This window comes from Exiguobacterium sp. s192 (genome assembly GCF_018618795.1).
Lineage (GTDB): Bacteria > Bacillota > Bacilli > Exiguobacteriales > Exiguobacteriaceae > Exiguobacterium_A > Exiguobacterium_A undae.
Genome location: NZ_JACSMS010000003.1, coordinates 215,491 through 233,735, shown reverse-complemented (window position 1 = coordinate 233,735; position 18,245 = coordinate 215,491). Strand labels below are relative to the sequence as shown.

The 18,245-nt window shown below is 51.4% G+C and carries 21 protein-coding genes; 10 read left to right on the top strand and 11 right to left on the bottom strand.

Going from position 1 to position 18,245, the window contains the following annotated elements; genetic code table 11:
• Window positions 1-164: 164 nt before the first annotated feature.
• Genes KNP87_RS08535 through KNP87_RS08525 form a run of 3 tightly spaced genes read right to left on the bottom strand, consistent with a single transcriptional unit; the run spans window position 165 to window position 3,123 of the window.
• Window positions 165-1,148: a FecCD family ABC transporter permease gene (locus KNP87_RS08535; RefSeq protein WP_214721442.1), complete on the bottom strand. Its 984-nt coding sequence runs from the start codon at window positions 1,146-1,148 to the stop codon at window positions 165-167.
• Complete coding sequence (locus tag KNP87_RS08530; protein ID WP_214721441.1) at window positions 1,149-2,141, bottom strand: FecCD family ABC transporter permease; 993 nt, start codon at window positions 2,139-2,141, stop codon at window positions 1,149-1,151.
• Window positions 2,142-2,196: 55 nt separating this feature from the next.
• On the bottom strand, window positions 2,197-3,123 hold the full coding sequence (locus KNP87_RS08525) for an ABC transporter substrate-binding protein (protein ID WP_119922815.1): 927 nt from the start codon (window positions 3,121-3,123) through the stop codon (window positions 2,197-2,199).
• 170 nt (window positions 3,124-3,293) lie between these two features.
• Between KNP87_RS08525 and KNP87_RS08520 the strand changes: the two genes are divergently transcribed.
• Both KNP87_RS08520 and KNP87_RS08515 read left to right on the top strand, forming a co-directional pair.
• Window positions 3,294-4,055 (top strand): arylamine N-acetyltransferase family protein, encoded by a 762-nt coding sequence (locus KNP87_RS08520; protein WP_214721440.1) that lies wholly within the window; start codon window positions 3,294-3,296, stop codon window positions 4,053-4,055.
• Window positions 4,056-4,069: 14 nt separating this feature from the next.
• The gene (locus KNP87_RS08515; protein ID WP_214721439.1) at window positions 4,070-4,579 is read left to right on the top strand and encodes an NUDIX hydrolase; all 510 of its coding nucleotides are present in this window, start codon (window positions 4,070-4,072) and stop codon (window positions 4,577-4,579) included.
• Here the strand turns inward: KNP87_RS08515 and KNP87_RS08510 are convergent.
• From KNP87_RS08510 to KNP87_RS08495, 4 genes are all read right to left on the bottom strand, one after another.
• Entirely contained in the window at window positions 4,576-5,286 is a 711-nt protein-coding gene (locus tag KNP87_RS08510) for a DUF554 domain-containing protein (protein WP_119922813.1), read from the bottom strand. The two genes, KNP87_RS08515 and KNP87_RS08510, sit on opposite strands and share 4 nt — an antisense overlap.
• A gap of 54 nt (window positions 5,287-5,340) precedes the next feature.
• Window positions 5,341-6,258 (bottom strand): DMT family transporter, encoded by a 918-nt coding sequence (locus KNP87_RS08505; RefSeq protein ID WP_026833110.1) that lies wholly within the window; start codon window positions 6,256-6,258, stop codon window positions 5,341-5,343.
• On the bottom strand, window positions 6,243-6,914 hold the full coding sequence (locus tag KNP87_RS08500; RefSeq protein WP_214721438.1) for a GntR family transcriptional regulator: 672 nt from the start codon (window positions 6,912-6,914) through the stop codon (window positions 6,243-6,245). The genes KNP87_RS08505 and KNP87_RS08500 overlap by 16 nt, the downstream gene beginning before the upstream one ends.
• Before the next feature lie 99 nt (window positions 6,915-7,013).
• A complete protein-coding gene (locus KNP87_RS08495) occupies window positions 7,014-7,781 on the bottom strand; it encodes a CPBP family intramembrane glutamic endopeptidase (RefSeq protein WP_214721437.1) in 768 nt (255 codons plus the stop codon).
• Window positions 7,782-7,944: 163 nt separating this feature from the next.
• On the opposite strand from KNP87_RS08495, the gene KNP87_RS08490 reads away from it, so the two are divergent.
• From KNP87_RS08490 to KNP87_RS08470, 5 genes are all read left to right on the top strand, one after another.
• Window positions 7,945-8,268, top strand: coding sequence for a PadR family transcriptional regulator (locus KNP87_RS08490; protein WP_214721436.1), 324 nt, complete (start codon window positions 7,945-7,947; stop codon window positions 8,266-8,268).
• Entirely contained in the window at window positions 8,269-9,024 is a 756-nt protein-coding gene (locus KNP87_RS08485; RefSeq protein WP_214721435.1) for an HAAS domain-containing protein, read from the top strand.
• Between the two features lie 31 nt (window positions 9,025-9,055).
• Window positions 9,056-9,865 carry an SMI1/KNR4 family protein gene (locus KNP87_RS08480; protein WP_214721434.1) on the top strand — a complete coding sequence of 270 codons (810 nt, stop codon included), beginning with the start codon at window positions 9,056-9,058 and terminating at the stop codon, window positions 9,863-9,865.
• A gap of 24 nt (window positions 9,866-9,889) precedes the next feature.
• A complete protein-coding gene (locus tag KNP87_RS08475) occupies window positions 9,890-10,057 on the top strand; it encodes a hypothetical protein (protein WP_214721433.1) in 168 nt (55 codons plus the stop codon).
• 64 nt (window positions 10,058-10,121) lie between these two features.
• Window positions 10,122-10,364, top strand: coding sequence for a hypothetical protein (locus KNP87_RS08470; protein ID WP_214721432.1), 243 nt, complete (start codon window positions 10,122-10,124; stop codon window positions 10,362-10,364).
• 78 nt (window positions 10,365-10,442) lie between these two features.
• Here KNP87_RS08470 and KNP87_RS08465 read toward each other — a convergent pair whose 3' ends face one another.
• Window positions 10,443-11,000, bottom strand: a complete 558-nt coding sequence (locus KNP87_RS08465) for a GNAT family N-acetyltransferase (RefSeq protein WP_214721431.1) — start codon at window positions 10,998-11,000, stop codon at window positions 10,443-10,445.
• Window positions 11,001-11,019: 19 nt separating this feature from the next.
• Window positions 11,020-12,255 carry an MDR family MFS transporter gene (locus KNP87_RS08460; protein WP_214721430.1) on the bottom strand — a complete coding sequence of 412 codons (1,236 nt, stop codon included), beginning with the start codon at window positions 12,253-12,255 and terminating at the stop codon, window positions 11,020-11,022.
• Window positions 12,256-12,357: 102 nt separating this feature from the next.
• Here KNP87_RS08460 and KNP87_RS08455 point away from each other — a divergent pair, with 102 nt between their 5' ends.
• Together KNP87_RS08455 and KNP87_RS08450 are read left to right on the top strand one after the other, a co-directional pair.
• Window positions 12,358-13,983, top strand: a complete 1,626-nt coding sequence (locus KNP87_RS08455) for an ABC transporter substrate-binding protein (protein ID WP_214721429.1) — start codon at window positions 12,358-12,360, stop codon at window positions 13,981-13,983.
• Window positions 13,984-14,159: 176 nt separating this feature from the next.
• The gene (locus KNP87_RS08450; protein WP_214721428.1) at window positions 14,160-15,314 is read left to right on the top strand and encodes a globin domain-containing protein; all 1,155 of its coding nucleotides are present in this window, start codon (window positions 14,160-14,162) and stop codon (window positions 15,312-15,314) included.
• 310 nt (window positions 15,315-15,624) lie between these two features.
• Here the strand turns inward: KNP87_RS08450 and KNP87_RS08445 are convergent, their stop codons facing one another.
• Window positions 15,625-16,833, bottom strand: coding sequence for an MFS transporter (locus KNP87_RS08445; RefSeq protein ID WP_214721427.1), 1,209 nt, complete (start codon window positions 16,831-16,833; stop codon window positions 15,625-15,627).
• Between the two features lie 228 nt (window positions 16,834-17,061).
• On the opposite strand from KNP87_RS08445, the gene KNP87_RS08440 reads away from it, so the two are divergent.
• Window positions 17,062-17,364: a hypothetical protein gene (locus KNP87_RS08440; protein ID WP_214721426.1), complete on the top strand. Its 303-nt coding sequence runs from the start codon at window positions 17,062-17,064 to the stop codon at window positions 17,362-17,364.
• Between the two features lie 85 nt (window positions 17,365-17,449).
• Here the strand turns inward: KNP87_RS08440 and KNP87_RS08435 are convergent, their stop codons facing one another.
• Window positions 17,450-18,205, bottom strand: a complete 756-nt coding sequence (locus KNP87_RS08435; protein ID WP_214721425.1) for an SDR family NAD(P)-dependent oxidoreductase — start codon at window positions 18,203-18,205, stop codon at window positions 17,450-17,452.
• Between the last annotated feature and the right edge of the window lie 40 nt (window positions 18,206-18,245).

Here is an 18,245-nt window from a genome sequence, read left to right as displayed (position 1 = left end):
AAGGTGCGTCTGTTCATGAATAGTTCTCCCGTCTAAATTGAATAGGTACAGTATATCGATTTCTTTAAACACAAAAAACCCCGAATGGGGTCTTTTATCAAGTGTCCACCATTCAGGGTTCAGTTCACATATGACCGTTTTGGGGGTTCTTACATTGGATAGCGTCACGCCCGCTCTTTTCGCAACAGATACAGGAAGTACGGCACACCGATGATTGCCGTAATTAATCCGGCCGGAATCTCAAGCGGCGGATGGATACCGCGTCCAAGCGCATCCGCGACGACAAGCAGTCCACCCCCAACGAGGACAGCCATCGGAATCAACAGGTGATGCCGGTGTCCGATCAAACGTCGTGCCATATGTGGGGCGACAAGACCAAGAAAGCCGATCGATCCAACCATCGCGACCGCGACACCCGCCAAGGCGACGGCAAGGGCGAGGAACACATACCGTGTTCCCTTCATCCGTAATCCGAGACCAATTGCCGCGTCTTCACTGAGCGATAAAATGTCGAGTTGCCGGTGACCGGACCAGATGACGAGTCCAAGCAACAGGAAGACGGGTGCCAGGACGTACACTTCCGTCCACCCTTTGCCGAACAAGCTGCCGGCAAGCCAAACAAGCGAATCATTGGTCTGGAGCGGAAACTTGATCAACAGGTATTCCGTTCCCGATGCACAGATCGCGCTGACGGCGATGCCGAGCAAGGCAAAGGAACTGTTTTGCAGTTTCCCGTGATCCGCAAGCAGCATCAACGCGACCATCACAAGCGTTGCTCCCGTTAAGGCGGCAAGCGGTGTCAAGACCAGCGGACCATCGGGAATCAAGGCAATCGTCATGACGGCAAACAAGGCGGCCCCGTTCGTCACCCCGATAACATCGGGCGAGACGAGCGGATTGCGGATGATCGCCTGTAACAAGACACCGGACAAGGCAAAACAACCGCCGGCGAGGAACGCGAGGAGCGTCCGCGGCAAACGGTAGTTCCAGACGATGAAGGAACCGGTGCCGTCACCTTGAAGAGCCGCGACGATTTCATCCGGCTTCAGAAACACGGAACCGATGCCAAGCAACAGGAAACTGAGCACGGTGACAAGGAGTGACATGAGGACTAGACCGAGCCATGGTTTTTGACGGAGTCTGTTCATTTAGGCAATCCCCCTTGTCTGCCGTTTCGCTAGATATAAAAAGAAAGGCGCTCCGAGTAATGCGGTCACGATCCCGACCGGTGATTCATACGGATAGGCGATGAACCGGGCGAGGACATCAGCGTATGTCAGCAACAGACCACCGCACAATGCCGAAATCGGTAAGACATAGCGGTAATCCTCACCGACCAACCGCCGGACGATATGCGGGACCATCAGACCGATGAAGCCGATTGCTCCGGCGACCGCGACCGTTACCCCGACCAGCAGCACAACAGCGACGGCTGCCAGCATCCGGATCCGGGTGATGTTCTGCCCCAGTCCGACGGCGACATCTTGACCGAGTTGGAAGATTGCCAGCGACTTGGCCAAGCTGAAGGCTAAGATCAAGCCGATGATTGACCAGGGTAAAATCAACCGTACTTCGATCCATCCACTGTCACTGATCGAACCGGATAACCAGTACAGAACATTAGTGATGCGGTCGTTGAACAAAATCAACCCTTTCGTCAAGGACGTCAGCAACAAGTGGATCGCCATCCCGACGAGGGCCAGTTTCAGACTCGTCATGCCGCGGACAGAGGCGAACGAAAAGACCAGTAATCCGCCAATCATTGCACCAAAAAAGGCGAAATAGACCAGATTCGCTGTCCCGAGTGCCGGGAACAGCAACAAAGCAAGGACGACAAACAGCGACGCCCCGGCGTTGACGCCGAACACTTGCGGTGAAGCCAGCGGATTACGTGTGACCGCCTGCATCAAGGCACCGGCGACGGCTAAGTTTGCCCCGAGTAATAAACCGAGTAACAACCGCGGCAAGCGGAGTGTCGTCAAGACCAGTGTCTCTTTCGACAAGTTGCCGGATGACCATTCCCGAATGGCTTCGAGCGGTTGAATCGTCGTGACACCGAGAAACAGACTGAGGTAGGACCCGAGTCCGATCAGGACAAGGAGTACGACGAGTAAGCGGATCAATCGTGTGTGTCGGATCATCCACTGATCCTCCTTTCATCAACAAAAGCCAGATTGCTCTGGCTTTGGCTGTCGTTTACTTGTTTTTTTGATTCAGCAGTTGAATCGCTTCATCGACGATTTGTTCCGCGGCGTCGAGTCCACGGTAACGGGTCCATAGGTCCCGATTGACTTCGTAGACTTCCCCTTTTTTGACGGCTGTGATCTGATTCCACAGCGGATTCTTTTTCCATTCGTCGAGCAGCTTCGGATCGGCTTCTGCCATGAAGATGACATCCGGATCCCATTTGACGATCTGTTCCAGTGTGATCGTCACGGTTGGTTCCGCTGTTTTCGTGATGGCATTGTCGATCCCCATTTTTTCGAGCAATTCGCCGTCAAACGATGTTTCACCGTGTGCCGTTAACGAATCCGACCGGAAGACACCGACCATGATCTGGCGTTGATCGTTCGGATCGACTTTTTGTTTGGCTGCTGCGAGACGCTCCTCGTGTAACTGGAGACGTTGATCCATCTTGTCCGTCTGACCGACCGCTTCCGCGATGCTCTTAAACGACGCGATGTTTTCCTGATAGGTCGCGTTCCGGCTCTTTAAAATGATCGTCGGTGCGATTTGTTGCAACTGTTTGTAGATTCCTTTATGGCGGTTGAAGTCACCGATGATCAAGTCCGGTTTCAGAGAACTGATGACTTCGAGATTCGGTTGCTGGCGTGTTCCGACTTCTGTAAAGGAAATCTTCTTGCCGAGCAGCCCCGACACATCGTCTTTGTTTTCTTGCGCGATGCCGACTGGTTCGATCCCCAGTTCGTCAAGTGCGTCGACGAATGAGAATTCCAGGGCGACGACGCGTTTCGGATTGTCCGGAACGTTTGTTGTCCCCGCTTCGTGCGTGACTTTATGCGTCTGTTTCGTCTCTTCTTTTGCTTGTCCGGCGCATGCCGCAAGCATCAGACAACTGATCATCAAGACGGCTAATGCCCATGATGTGCGTGTACGTGACATGGTAATGCCTCCCTTTGAGTTCGGAATGAGAATCATTCTTAATTAATCCTGTTTCAGCATAACAAAGATTTATTCGAAACAAAAGACCAAATCTTATTTCCAGATAACATATGTCATTTTTTGGACGGATTGTGCGATAATGAAAAGACGAAACAAAGGAGGAATTTCCGTTGTCATCACTCATAAAAGAGATTGCCGCTCGGATCAAGTATCCGCTTGGACATATCATCTCGTTTGACGATTTACCCGCGTTACTTGAAGCATTTGCTTACCATCTTCCGTTTGATAACCAAGCGGTGTTGACGAAACGGACTACTCCGTTTAATCCGGATCGTCTCGTGCAGACATTCGTGACGGATCGGACTGGAGGCGTCTGTTACGACTTAAATCATCTGCTCTATGAAATCTTACGGATCAAAGGATTTGATGTCGCGCTCGTCAAAGCGACCGTCTTCGATCAGGAAAATGACAGCTGGTCCGCGACCGGTCCGACACACGTCGCTGTCCTGCTCCGACATCAAGGGGACACGTATGTTGTCGACACCGGCTTTGGCGTTAATCTCGCATTACGTCCGATTCCGTTAAGCGGTGAAACGGTCACTTCACTAAGCGGCAGTTTCCGGATTGCGCCGAATGGTGCCGGCTATCAACTCGAGATGTTGCGGACCGGTCAGGACGACGAATTTGTCATCGGTTACCACTTCTACACGCAACAGACGATGTTGCCGGAACAACTGTCGTCTATTGAACAAGTCATTCAAGACCACCCCTTGTCCCCGTTCAATAAACGCAGTTTGCTCGCGATCCGGACACCATCCGGACACCGCATCCTGACGCAACAAGCGTTGACGACCTGGATTGACGGCAAGAAAACAATCCAACCAGTCACTTCGGACGAACAGTACGCTGCCTGGAAACACGAATTCTTTTAAGGGAGAGATGAGGCTTGTACCGTTATACACTTTGTTTGGTTCGTCAGGCTGATCATGTCTTGTTGCTGAACCGTCAAAAACAACCGGCGATGGGCATGTGGAACGGGGTCGGCGGAAAAATCGAGTCCGGTGAATCGCCGATGGAGTCGGTCATCCGGGAAACACGTGAAGAAACCGGCATCCGTTTGACTGATGTCCGGTTCGCCGGAACGATCCTTTTACGGGCGGATGAGACGGTCGGGATCTACCTGTTCCTGGCCGACATGCCGGATGAACAGATGCTCACGACGCCGCTTGCGACCCGTGAAGGAATTCTTGATTGGAAACAGCTCGACTGGATTCTTGATCCGGAAAATACCGGTGTCATCAGCAATCTAAAAGCCTATTTGCCGTACGTTTTGACAGAACCGTCACCGATGCTGCATACGCTTGATTATGCCGCTCGAACAGGTTATCAATTAAAAAAGACGTCCCACCGCTTATTGACAACACCTGTCAACAATACGGTAGGACGTCTTTTTTAGTTCAAACCAAACGATTCCAAGCCGGTCACGATCAAAGCGACCATCACGATACCAGGCAGGAGATTTGCGACCCGGATTTTCGTGATGCCGGCGAGATTTAAGCCGATTGCTAAAATCATCACCCCACCGGTTGCTGTCATCTCGACGATGAACTGTTGCAGGATGGCATCCGGAACGAATTGGGTGATGGCGACGGCGCCGAGGGCAATCGCTCCTTGATACACAAGTACCGGAATGGCGGAGAATATGACACCAATCCCGAGCGTCGAACTGAGGACCAGTGCCGTGAAGCCGTCAATCAGTCCTTTGGTATAGAGAACATCATGATCTTGGCGCAGCCCGCCATCCAATGCTCCGAGCACGCCCATCGCTCCGATGACGAAAATCAATGTCGCGGTGACAAATCCTTCGGCGATGTTCGACGGTCGCCCCCGTCCGATTTTAAGTTCAAGCCATTCACCGACCCGATTGAGTTTTTCGTCAATCCGTAACCATTCGCCGATTGCTCCGCCTAAGACGAGACTGCCGATGACGATTAAAAAGTTTTCGCTTTTCAGCCCCATCTGGACACCCAGTACGACGACGGCGAGACCAATCGCTTGAACGACGGTTTCTTTCATCCGTTCGGGAATTTTATGGAACAACAAGCCAAGTAATGTTCCGACAATGATTAATCCTGTATTGACGAGTGTTCCGGTTAAGACCATACTGCTCCTTCTTTCCTTGTTAAAAATTTTAAATTAATGTGGTAATTGAAATAATTAATGTTCTGGAACTGGCTTTTGCTCTGCCTGCTTCAGACTATGGATGGTCATCCCGAGCATGACGAGGAGCATCCCGATCAATGCCAAGCCGGTCGGAAAGACGGCATGTAAAAAGACCATCTCACCGAGAATCGTGAATAATATCTCAAACGATTGCGTCGCTTCAACTGCCGCCAACCGGATCGGTTCGGTCCGGACAAGTGTCGTCGCATAAAAAAACAGCGATGTCGCAATCACGCCGGAGAACAGCGCGACCAGTCCCGACTGTCCGACTTGTGACGCCGATGGCAGACCCACCTGCAGGTAAGCCAAACCCGACAAGACAAACCAGAACGGCAGACTGGCAAGTGTCATCCCGAGAATCCGGTCAAATACACCAAGTTCATCACCGTACCGCTCCATCATCTTCCGGTTGCCGAGCGGATAGGCAACCGCAGCCAGAATCACCGGCACGATCCCAAGAACCAGCGTCGTCACCGACACCTCACCCGCAACCGACAGTTGCATCAGCAGGACACCGGCAACAATCAACAGCGAATAGCGGAGCGACGCCCAGGGAATCGTTTGCTTGAACAGTGGTGCCAGCAACGGTCCGGCCAGAATCGTCACTTGCCAGGTGCCGGCAATCAACCAGCCCGGTGCGTAGTCCGCGGCGAGACAAATCCCGCTGTAAAAAATGCCAAAGCCGATCGTGCCGTACGTCAGCCAAAACCGGGGTGCTGCCCGGAGCGCCGACCAGACACGACCAAGGCGGCGCCGGTAGCCGACAATCACAATCAAAAATGGCACCATCAAGTAAAACCGTAAGGCGGCGCTGTAAATCCAATGCCCCCCGCTCCCTTGCATCGATTGATTCAAGATGAAGGTGACGGCGAAAAACAGGGCTGACAGGATGCCAATCACGATTGGTCGCATGACGTCTCCTCCTCTAAGGCCGCGACCAGATGTCGTCCGAGACCGTTCCAATTTTGTTCCGTCGTCCGGACGAGTGCTTCCGCGTCCCGATTCTCGCAAGCCACCAGAATCGCTTCGTGATCGGCCATCGAGTCGTGCCCGTGCCTAGAAAACTGGGCATACTCCAACCGGCGGATCAGCGGTGTCAGCCGGTTCACCGTCTCGATCAGTTGACCGTTTTCGCTCCGGGCAAGGAACAACCCATGAAAAGCATCGTCCAGCCGCAGTGCAGCTTCGGCATCGTCTTGCATGATCGCTTCCTGAAACGCCTGATGGATGTCTCTTAACTGTTCGATATCTGCTGCTTTGAGCAACGGCAACGCGAGACGTGCCGCTAATGCATGCAGTGTCGCGACGATCGGAAACGTCTGCCGGGCTTGCGTTGCGTCCAACCGCGTGACGTTTGTCCGTGACCCGCGTTTCGCGACGACGAGTCCCTCCTCTTCTAATTTCTTTAACGCTTCGCGGACCGGTGTCCGGCTGACACCGAATGCTTCGGCCAGCTCCTGATCGTTCAGCTTTTGCCCCGGTGCGAGTGTTAAGGTGATGATTTGCTGTTGCAGTCGTTGGTACACTTCTTCACTTAACGAGAGTCGTGGAATCGGTTGATTTTTCATATAACTAATATATTACATATCAATTCTAACTGTACAGTCTTTTTTCCAAAAAAATGAAGCAACCAAAATCGGTTGCTTTCTAAAGGCGTGCTCTGTTTCTTATGTCGCAAGCGGTCGTTTCAAATGACTGAGATCATGCCGCTTGAGCAGCAACAGCTGAATCAGAATCGCCAGGGCAACAAACACTTGCGTCACGAGATTCGGGATTGCGAGATTCACGTTCAGAACATCCGCGGCGATACTTGAAAAATCCCACAAGGCGTGGAAAAAGATCAACGGCCACAGATTGTTGAGCTTCAGTGCAATCAAGGCAAAAAACAATCCGAACAAAAACGTATTGCCGAGTTGAAAAATCATCGCGCTTATCGGTATGAAAGCAATCAAATTCAAGAGATGAAACGACGAGAACAAGGCGGCACTGATGACAATCGCCCGGTACGGGTGTTGCTCCGGATGGAGATGGCGTAAGATGATGCCGCGGAATAAGACTTCTTCGTTAAAACCGACGAACAAGGTCGTTACGAAGATGATGGCGACGAGCTGAATTGTTGCTGCAGACAAATCGTCATAGGAGGCGACGAATGCATTGACGACGAGCACGACTTGATACAGCACGATTAACAAAATTGGAATGTACCAGACGAGTCCCCGGATTTTTAACGGGGAGAAACCGACGGCTGCAAACGAACTGTTGCGACGAATGAACCAGACTAAAAAGACGGCGGTCAAGATTTCACCAAAAATCGCAATCCGCAACAATTCCGGATCCCCGTAGTAGATGCCGAACCCAAATGCCGAGACGGCCATGACAAGCGCCATGATCAAAAAGACGACGGCTGCCGAGATGATGATCGTCCGTTTTTCCACCTTTGTCTCCTCCTTACATGAGTGACTGGTTTTCCGCTCCTTTTACCTTTTATTTACCTCGTTCCCGTCAAACATAATCCTGACTTTCCCCAATACCTTGCAATGCATGATAGCATGACGTACAATTACCTTGTATTACATGATAGTGAAACGAGGAATCGCGATGTCATCCACCCAAATGTTAAAAGGCATTCTTGACGGTTGTCTCCTCGCCTTGATTGCCGAAGAGGAAGTATACGGTTATGAACTGGCAACGAAACTCGCCGCCCACGGTTTTGCCGACGTCAGTGAAGGGACGATCTATCCGTTGTTGATGCGGATGCAGAAACTGGGTTGGATCGAAGCGACGCAACGGGTCTCACCGAGCGGACCAAAACGAAAGTATTATACCATCACCCGCACCGGACACAAGGAGCTGGCGGCATTTACGGCACGGTGGCAGCAACTGGCGGCGAGCGTCCAGCATATTTTAAAGGAGGACTCCTGAATGCAGACGTTATCTAATGAATCAAGACGGTTTCTAGAAGATTTAACACTCTACTTGCTCGCCTCCGGAAAAAACGAACAGGCGACGCAAGACATCGTGACCGAACTCGAGGATCATTTACAGGAAGCCGAGGCGGACGGTAAGTCGGTTGCGGCCATCACCGGTGACAGTCCGGCCGCCTATATTCAATCGATTGCCTCAGAGATGACGACCGATTACCACGAATCGTTTTGGCTGTTGCTTCAAATTCTCGCAGGCGTCTTCAGTTTTCTGATGTTTCAAGACTTGCTCGACGGACCGCTGTCCTACAGTCTGTACTTTTTAGTCGGCTTCACCATCTTGATCAGCTCTTTGCTGATTGTTTTGAGCCGATGTTTACGCTACAGCGCGACGCACACCTCTTCGAAACGTCCATTCCTGTTGTTTGGTCTGTCCACAGGCGTAATCTTCTTGTTGCTGATGGGACTGTTTTTAACCGACTCACAGGTCACGTCACCGACGATTCACTTTTCCTGGTTGACCAGTTCGATCATTGGTCTCAGCGCCTTCCTCCTCATCGGATACAGTGCATACCGGGCGAAGACCTGGGTCTTGCCTCTTGGGCTGCTGGCTTATCTGGTGCCGCAATTTTTCCTGCGTTATCAGCTCGATTGGTCCGCTTTATCCGCTGTCGGCGTCGGCTATGTTTGTGCTACTGTTTTAATGACCGCGCTGTTTTTTTACGAAACAACATCCAAAAAAACGAATCAAACTTGAATCGTTTACCACACAGATCGGAGATGGCACATTGAATATTTGGGATCAAGAAGACGATTATGGCATTCTCGCGCCTTTGTCAGAACGGGACATCCAACAAATCGAACACGAACTGCAGATCACATTTCCTGAAAGTTTTCTCAGCGTATTAAGAAAGCAAAACGGGGGTTGTCTCTTGTATAACGCTGTTTCGGTAAATTTTGAAAATACATGGTCGGAACCTGGAGAACCCAGTTACTTACCCATTCGGTACCTCGAAGGTCTCAGCTACGACTCGTTCACCGAGTCGACTAAACTTGTTTTGCCGGAATGGGGCATCACAGGGAAACATGTCACGATCGGTGACGGTGAAGGAACCTATATTTACTACTTAAACTTTGATCAACAGGATAACAATCCGTCCGTATGGTACCTTGACACTTCCGATGAATCCACCCGCGAAGTGGCTCCAACCTTTCAAGATTTTCTGTCCCGATGGATGATTCAAGAACCAGACTTAGAACCACTTGATTTAGAGGCGTTTTATGCCAGTTATCCGTCGATGGAAGAAATTAATCTTTCTATTCAAAGTGAGGATATCGATACCGTCTTATATGCATTCGGTAGTTGGATGACGATTGGTTTGGAACAAGAACGGTTAGTCCACGAAATGATGAAACGGATCAATACGACGACGGATCCGGACCTCCTTGACTTCTTCGCCCAAAGTTTGACGAATTTAGTGTTGAATACAGGGGCGGACGTTTACATTTCCAATGAACAGTTGGCAAGACTCCTGGAATCAAAAGGAGTTGATTCCGATTTAAATGTTTACATCAACTGGTTACGCGCTGAAGATTAACATTCATTCCGGGAGGTCTACATCATGTCTGAAACCTTTTTGTTTTTGATCATTATCGCTTCTCTGACCATTTGGATCAGCCTGTCAAAAGAAGTATCCAAATCATCTCAAGATTTTAACCGTCCAAAAATGCTGACCTTATTGACCGCCGGATCAGTCTCTACGATTCTTTTAATCATTGCGCTTGTCTAGTCATGACAGCCATCTGATGAGAAGAACTGTCTTCACAACACGACAGGAATTGAGGTGCTTCAGTATGAAGATTAAAACGTTTCTCCTCGGCTTCATCAGCGTCTATCTTTTGCTGAGCGTTCCTGCATTCTTAGGCATCGGGTCTGTCATCGACTGGGTTCCAAAAGCAACTTTCGCTCAAAAATTTAATGGAATCGTGATGGACGGTCTGACGCGTCACGCTCTGATTAAAAGTGTCCTTGCTACAATCATCAGTCTGTCCGTAAGCCTGTTGTTCTTTAGAGACAGAGTCCGTAAAAGACGGTGACGGGACGCCTGCTTCCTTTCCAACGATTTTTTCCAAAAACAAGACGTCCCTCTTTCGAGAAGGACGTCTTGTACTGTTTTACCGGATGCCGTTCGACTGCGCTTCATACCGTTCCCGTGTCCAGCGGTACAGCCGGCTCGTCACGGTCCGCCCGTCAATCCGTTCCATGACGAACGGTCGGTCCAACACATGTTCAAATCCCAGTTTTTCGATGACACGGCGTGACGGGGCATTAAAGTCAAAATGCGCACACCAGACAAGATCGACTTTCATCGCCTCAAATGCCACTGCGAGGGCGGTCCGGACGATTTCCGGCATCCGTCCCTGCCCCCAGTAGTCCGGATGAAGAACAAATCCGAACTCGACCTGCTTCAAGTCGGCCAGGGCCTCGACCGGACGACGGTCATGAAAACCGAAACTGCCGATGATTTGTCCCGTCGCCTTGTCGACGATCGCATAGCCGTCGTTCGCCTCTTGAAAAATCGTAATGACGTCCTGACTTTCAGTGAGCGACGCATGCGGTGCCCAGCCGGCGTTTGGTCCGACACGCGGATCTTTCGCATAGGCATACAGACTGGCAGCGTCACTTTCCTGCCAGCGCCGTAACCGGTGCCGCTTCGTTTCAATAATGTCCATGTTTCTATCCCCTTTCTTTTTAAGAAGCCTGCTGTTTTTCAGCGATTTTTTCGTTCCGGAACAAGCCGAGGTAGACCAGACCGAGTCCGAGACAGATAATCAGTCCGATGTAGACACTCATCATGAACGGAGCGAGCAGCGCTCCGAGGATGAGCGTCGAGCGGGACAATAAATCGGCACCGGCGTGTGACGTGCCGGCAAAGGCCGAATAGGCGCCGCGTTGATCGGCCGGCATCATGTTGGCTTTTTCCGCGTTCAGTGTCGGTGAATAAAGCAACTCCCCGATCGTCGCAATGAAGATGAATGTCAAGAGCAGCGTCAGGGAATTGGCACTCGTCACCGTGGCGTAACCGATGATGTACAAGACAAGTCCGCCGACAAGCGCCTGTTTATTCGAGAAGCGGTTCGAAAACCGCTGGATGAAAAACGTCAGACAGACGACGAGAATCGTATTTTCGATATTGATCAAACTGAGCATCCGGACACCATTGACGGTCAGATCGCCAATCGTGACGGAATCAAATTCGTCCGCTAAGCGGACGGCAACGTAACTGCCCATCGAAAATTCGGCCGCGAGAATACACATCGAACCGAAGACGACTTTAACGAACGGTCGGTCACGCCAGGCAATCTGATAACTTTTCCCGAGATCGCGGAACACGTGTCGAAGCGGTTGTTTCTGCCAGACGTGTTTCGATTCGTCGAGCAAAAAATGATAGGCAACCGGTAACAGCAGGGAGGTACATGTCAACAGGCTGAACAAAAACAGCCGGTTGCTGACGTAGAGCCAACCGCCTAGCGCCGTCCCGAGGGCAATCGACAGATTGATCAACCAGTAATCGATCGCATAGACGGCCCGCCGGTTTTCCGGTGTCGTCGCGTCAATGATGATCGCACTCATCGCCGGTCGACCGATGTTGCTCGTCACGGTGAAAATGGCGTAGGCGATCGTAAAGAGTAGCATCTGATCGCTGGCAAGACTGATCGTCATCACTAAAAACATCAATCCGGTCGCTGTCGTCGACAAGACGAGCAGGCGTTTCCGGGGAAACCGGTCCGCGAGGTAGCCGCCAATCAAACCGATCAGGAAGCTGATAATCACTGTCCCGATCAAAAAGACGCCGGCAAATACTTTGTTGTACGCTTGAACAAATAACAGGGCCATGAACGGCATGATGGCGAACGAAATCGTCCGGTTAAAAAACGATGTTACAAGTCTTACTTTAATTGGTTGAGGCATTTCTTTCCATTTCATATTGTCACCTTCCATTCTCTACCTGTATGATAAACAAGACACAGCGACTAAAAAATGGACATCGTCAAGAAAAGATGTCCCCTTTTAGAATGGAGGAATGAGATGGATGCTTATCTGTTCACCTTATGGAAATCCTGCCGGGAAGGATCGTACTCGATTGCCGAATTGGCCGACACGATCCATTTAAGTCCCAAACAAACGAAACGGTATTTGAACCGTTGGCAGGAAGAAGGATGGTTGCACTACACGAGCGGTCGGGGCCGCGGACATCTGACGGCACTCGTCTGGCTGCGTCACGTCGAACGGGAATACGCGAAACAGATGCTCGATCGGATCGAACGGGAGTCGGTCGACGCCGTGACGGAAGAACTCAGCTGGGACTGGTCCCCCGCTCAAACCGGTCGTTTCATGCGGCAGCTCGAGCGCAAGTTCGGCTATACGCAGGAATCGTCGGATGCCCTGCTGATTCCGCGGAATCGCCCCTTTTTGACGACGGATCCGCTCGAGGCCGCCGACATTCACAGTGCCCACCTCGTCCAAAATGTCTTCAGCCGGTTGTTTGCCATCGATGCGGACGGTAAACTCCAGGGCGAACTGGCACATCATTATGCCTGGAACGGGTCTACGTTATCACTCTTCTTACGCAAAGACGTCCGGTTTCACGACGGTTCGCTGTTGACGAGCAAAGACGTCACGAAAAGCCTGCGCAAACTTATCGCCTATCCGGCGTACGCCCGGTCGTACCGGCATGTGTTACGGATTCAATCGAACGGACCGTATCAGGTCGATGTGACGCTCGATCAGCGCCGGCATTCCCTGTTACCGAAACTGGCGACGATTCATACGAGCATCAGTAAAGACAACATTGGGACGGGCGCCTTCCAATTGACGCAAAATAACAATAAAAAAACGATTTTGTCGGCGTTTCCGAACTATTTCGGCATCCGGGCCCTGCTCGACCGGATCGAGTTCGTTCAGATGCCGGACGCCTACGATCCGGTTTACCGGACATCGCGGTCGGACTCCGGTGAAACGGATACGATTGCAACCCAGTCCGGCTTCGGTCTCGTTTTTTTGAACCCGCGTCCCGGCGGACCGTTCGAACAACCGGAAGCCCGTCACTACATACACCGCTTGATCGCCTCGATCCGACCGGGAATTCAGTCTGTCAGCGAGCGGGGTTTTCCGAACGACCGCGGGTTTCTTGAACAGTACAGTTCCGTTTATCCGCCACCGACCGGTCCGGCCGTCTCGTTTGACCAGCCGCTCCGGATCAAACTGACCGACTTCACGGACAAAGTAACCCGTTGGTTATGCGAAACACTCGAAGTTCACGGCATACCGTATGAGCTGGTCCCGGTCGGTTTTAAGGAGACCATCACCGACTTTCACGCTTTTGACACGATCGATCTCGCGATCCACGCCGAGGTGTTCGAACGGAACTTGCCGGTTGCTTTCCATCAATTCCTGACGAATGATTTTTCACCCCCCATGAAGATGTTTGGCCGGATGCCGGAACTCGAGGCATGGATAACGCAATACGACGAAACGCCGTTTGAGGACTGGCTGACGCTCCATCAGACGGTGGAACGATACTTGATCGACTCGTCTTATTTCATTCCGCTCTACGATGATACACGGATCATCCCGTTCCCGATCGAATTGCAAAATATCACGATCGACTCGTTTGGCTACTTTGACTTTTCCAAACTGTGGATCTCATCTTGACCTTCGACTGCCGTCGGAGGTTTTTTGTCGGCTTTTTGACGAATTGATGGCGCGTTTGTGACAATCGTCACGAACATTTTTAATCTAGTATTTTATTTATTGCATTTAAAGCATGTCAGGATGATACTGAACACGAACCGTTTGAACTTACACTCTGCTGAAAAGGAAGTGTCGATATGTTAACGTCATCCACGATCACGATCATCAAATCCACCGTCCCTGTTCTTGCTGAACACGGCCAGACAATCACCCGTGTCTTCTACCAACGATTGTTTGAAAATCACCCGGAAATGAAACAGATCTTCAATCAGTCCAATCAAAAAAACGACCGGCAGTCACAAGCTTTGGCGACGGCTGTCTATGCGGCCGCTGCGCATATCGATCGGCTCGACGAATTGAAACCGGTCTTATTACCGGTCCTGCATAAACACCGCAGCCTGCAGATCAAGCCGTTTATGTATGACATCGTCGGTACGGAATTGATCGGGGCGATTCAAGACGTCCTCGGTGACGCCGCAACGCCCGATATCATCGAGGCCTGGACAATTGGATACGGTGAAATCGCCAATCTGTTCATTTCACTCGAAGCCGAATTGTACGCGCAGGATGAACAGGCAATTGCCTTTGAAGGCTATCAACCGTTTGTCCTGGAAACGGTCACGACCGAGTCCAGCGACATCAAGTCGTTTACGTTACGACCGGCAGATGGACGGACTTTACCTCTCTACCGTGCCGGTCAATACGTCACGCTCCGTCTCCAAGCACCGGACGGTCTCTGGCAAAACCGTCAGTACAGCCTGACTAAACGTGCTGACGGAAAATCGTATGCGATTGCCGTCAAACAGGACGGATCGGTCTCGAAGCAACTGCATGAACTGTCCGTCGGCGACCGTGTTTTGCTCAGTGCCCCGGCCGGTTCATTCACCTTACCGGACGACACAACGCCGTTCGTCGGACTTGCCGGCGGAATTGGTGTAACGCCACTGCTGGCGATGGCAGAAGCTGCTCTCGTGACAGGACGTCAAACGACTCTCTACGTCGCGGTCCAAGATGATCGTGACCGACCGTTTGCGGAACGGTTGGCACGGCTCGAAGAACAAGGGGCGACGATCGTCCGTTACGCCGAACACAACGCTCTCCCTGGGACCCGGACCGGACGGTTAACCCGCGACAATCTGACAGCGATTGACCACACGGCCGAAACGTTTGTCTGCGGTCCGGAAGCGATGATCCAGTTCGTCCGTCAACACTTTAGCGGTCATCCGGATAACCTGCACTTCGAAGTATTTGGACCAAGCCTTGCGCTCGAAGCGCCGACCGTTGTTTCTTGACGGACACGTTTCCATCTCCATAAAAAAAGCGACCGAGCCTGCACGTTTCTTGAGTGCAGGCTCGGTCACTTTTTGTTTTTAATCATAGATTGCTCCTCTTCGAAGCCGTCCTATGTAAATGATTACTTTTCTAGTTCCGGCGAAATCCGTCTCCATAACACGTTTAACATGATTGTCATTCCACCGATCGGAATTAAAAACATCAAAGCAAGCATCGTCAATCCGTCCATCTCACACCGTCTCCTCTGTAAGCGTTTTTATTAGTATAGCCCTCCTGTTCCAACCTGCCCTCCGCCTGAAGGCGGATTTCTCATCCAACTTCGTCCCGTCGCGCCTCCACGGCTGGTGCGGTACGCTGTAAACGAATCAACCAGAACGCAACCAATAAGCCGGTCCCGGAAAACAATACGAAGACCGTATCGATTGCAAACACCGTCGTCAAATACGCGGATAATCCGAAGCAGATCGCCGAGCAGAGCGTCGACGCGGCGACCATCGCCGAACGGATCCGTCCGAGCAAGCCGTCCGGTGTCGTCTGTTGTAATAACGTCGAGAACGGAATCCCGAACAGACTCAGAGCCATGCCGAGCAACAGCATCCCGCTGAAGGCCAGCGGCAACGTCGTCGTCAGTCCGATTGCCAACATAAAAACGCCTTGCAGGACGGTCGACAGCTGGAACATCTGCGTCAAGTCAAGCCGGTCCGCGAAACGGGCGTACAGAAGTGACATGGCGATGCCGCCGATGACAAGAGCCAGTTCGAGCAGCGAAAACGTATTCGCTCCCCCCTTTAAAATGTCTTTCGCAAAAGGGGCGAGCAAGGCATTCAGCGGCGTGATCATCCAGTTGGCGACGAAGCCGAACAGCAATAACCGCATCAACCGGGCATCTTGGCGTAAATAAGAAAATCCTTGTTGCAAGTCGCTCCAATACGTCGTCTTCGCTGTGGTCTTGTTTTCATCCGCCGCTGTCGACGATAACGGAAATAACAGCAACCAGGCAATAACGTGCAGGATCGCTTCCATTCCTAATATCATCTCAATGGAAAACTCGGCAATCAACAGACCACCCGCGAGCAATCCGGCGAGCGTTCCCATCCGGTCCAGTGTACTTAAGTACGCGTTGGCGACCGGTAACTGTTCCGCCTCGACAATCCGTGTCACGACCTTAAATGCCGTATTGCCGCCGATGACTTGTAAAAACGTCTGAACGGCAAGTAATCCGAGCAATGGCAAGAGCGTCGCCTCGGTTTGCGTCAAGATGAACCAGACGGCTCCGAGCAATAAAAAGCGAACCAGGACGGTTCCTTTCAGCAAGCGGACCGGCTCTACCCGGTCGATCCACGGTCCGACCAAACTGGAACTGACGAACCGAATCAAAAAGACCGCACCGATCAACAAGGACAAGGCGGAAGGCGATAACAACTGGGCACAAGTCCAGTAAATCGCAATATACGAAATGCTCGCGCCGACGACGGCAATCAAATCGGATGCATAAAAATAACGAAACAGACGTGGCATCTGGTCCCCTCCTTCATATCCATCAGCTGTTCAGTCATTTTTTACCTGCTCCCATTTTACACTTTTTTACATAACACAACCAGATGGATTTCCGTTCTTTACAAAATTGGATTTCAACGACATCTCTTCGTCATATTCCAGACGCAACTGTTATCGACTTCTCATCGGACTGTAACGAAGAATGACACCGAACTCCTCTATACTGAAAACAGAAGGAAGTGAAGAGCCATGAGAATGCATACACGAACAGTTTCCCATCACGAATCGACGGACCATCCATCGGAAGCCCGGCTCGGCTATTACTTTTTATTGATCGTCTTGCCGCTTGGACTCGCTCATTTGGCGCAGTCGTTGGTGCCGTCCACTGATTCCCATCAATCGCTATTATTATCCGTTCTTACGGTCGGCGCGATCAGTCTTTTTTCCATTCTTGGAAACCGGACCGATGGTAGCGCTAAAACTACATTTTTCAGCTACGCGCTGTTTTTAGTCGTCAGTCTGCTGTCGACATTTGCTCTGCCGCTGATCTGACAAACCCTCCACCCGTCGGATTGAATCGGACAGACGACAAAACCCCAGCCCCACATCATGTGGAGGCTGGGTTTTTGTGGTTGGATCAGTTCGCACCCACATAGGTAAAGAGTGGTCCGCGCAGTTCAAACGAATAATCTTCCGCGTTGACGATGCCGACAATCGCGTCACTGTCGAGCAACTGGTCAAGGAATCCGGCCATCTCCGCCGCTGTATGATACTTCGCGACATGTTTGCTGTAGTCAAATCCGGCTTCACCCCGCGATCGGTCGGCGAATTCGGTTTCCGTTGCAGCCGGTGCTAACACTTTTGCCCGCAATTTCGCCCCGGAATTTTTCAGTTCCTGCGCCAGTCCTTCCGTATAGGCACTGACATAGAATTTCGTCGCGCAATACGTGACGGCGTTCGGGACGATCCGGTAGCCGCCGCCGGACGAGACGTTTAAAACGGTCGTCCCGTCGACATTGTGGTAATCGTGTACATACCGGCTCGTCAAGACCGTCAACGCTTCGATGTTCAGGCGGAGCATCTTCTCGATTTTTGAGACCGACACGTCCTTGACGTTGTCAAAATCACCGAATCCGGCATTGTTGATCCACGTCTCGATGTCGAGGTCTTTTAAAGAATCATACAAGTCATGGACATTGGCCGATTCCGTTAAATCGACGGACCGCAAGATGACATCACTGTCCGGCGCGAGTGCTTTGACTTCATCACGTAATTTTTCGAGTTCATCCGTCCGGCGGGCGACGAGCACAAGAGATTTTCCTTTTTGCGCGAGCACTTTCGCTGTTTCGTACCCGATTCCTGAGCTGGCACCTGTAATGACTGTGTATTTCATCTGTAATTCCCCATTTCTGTTTGGTATAGTGAAACCTTAC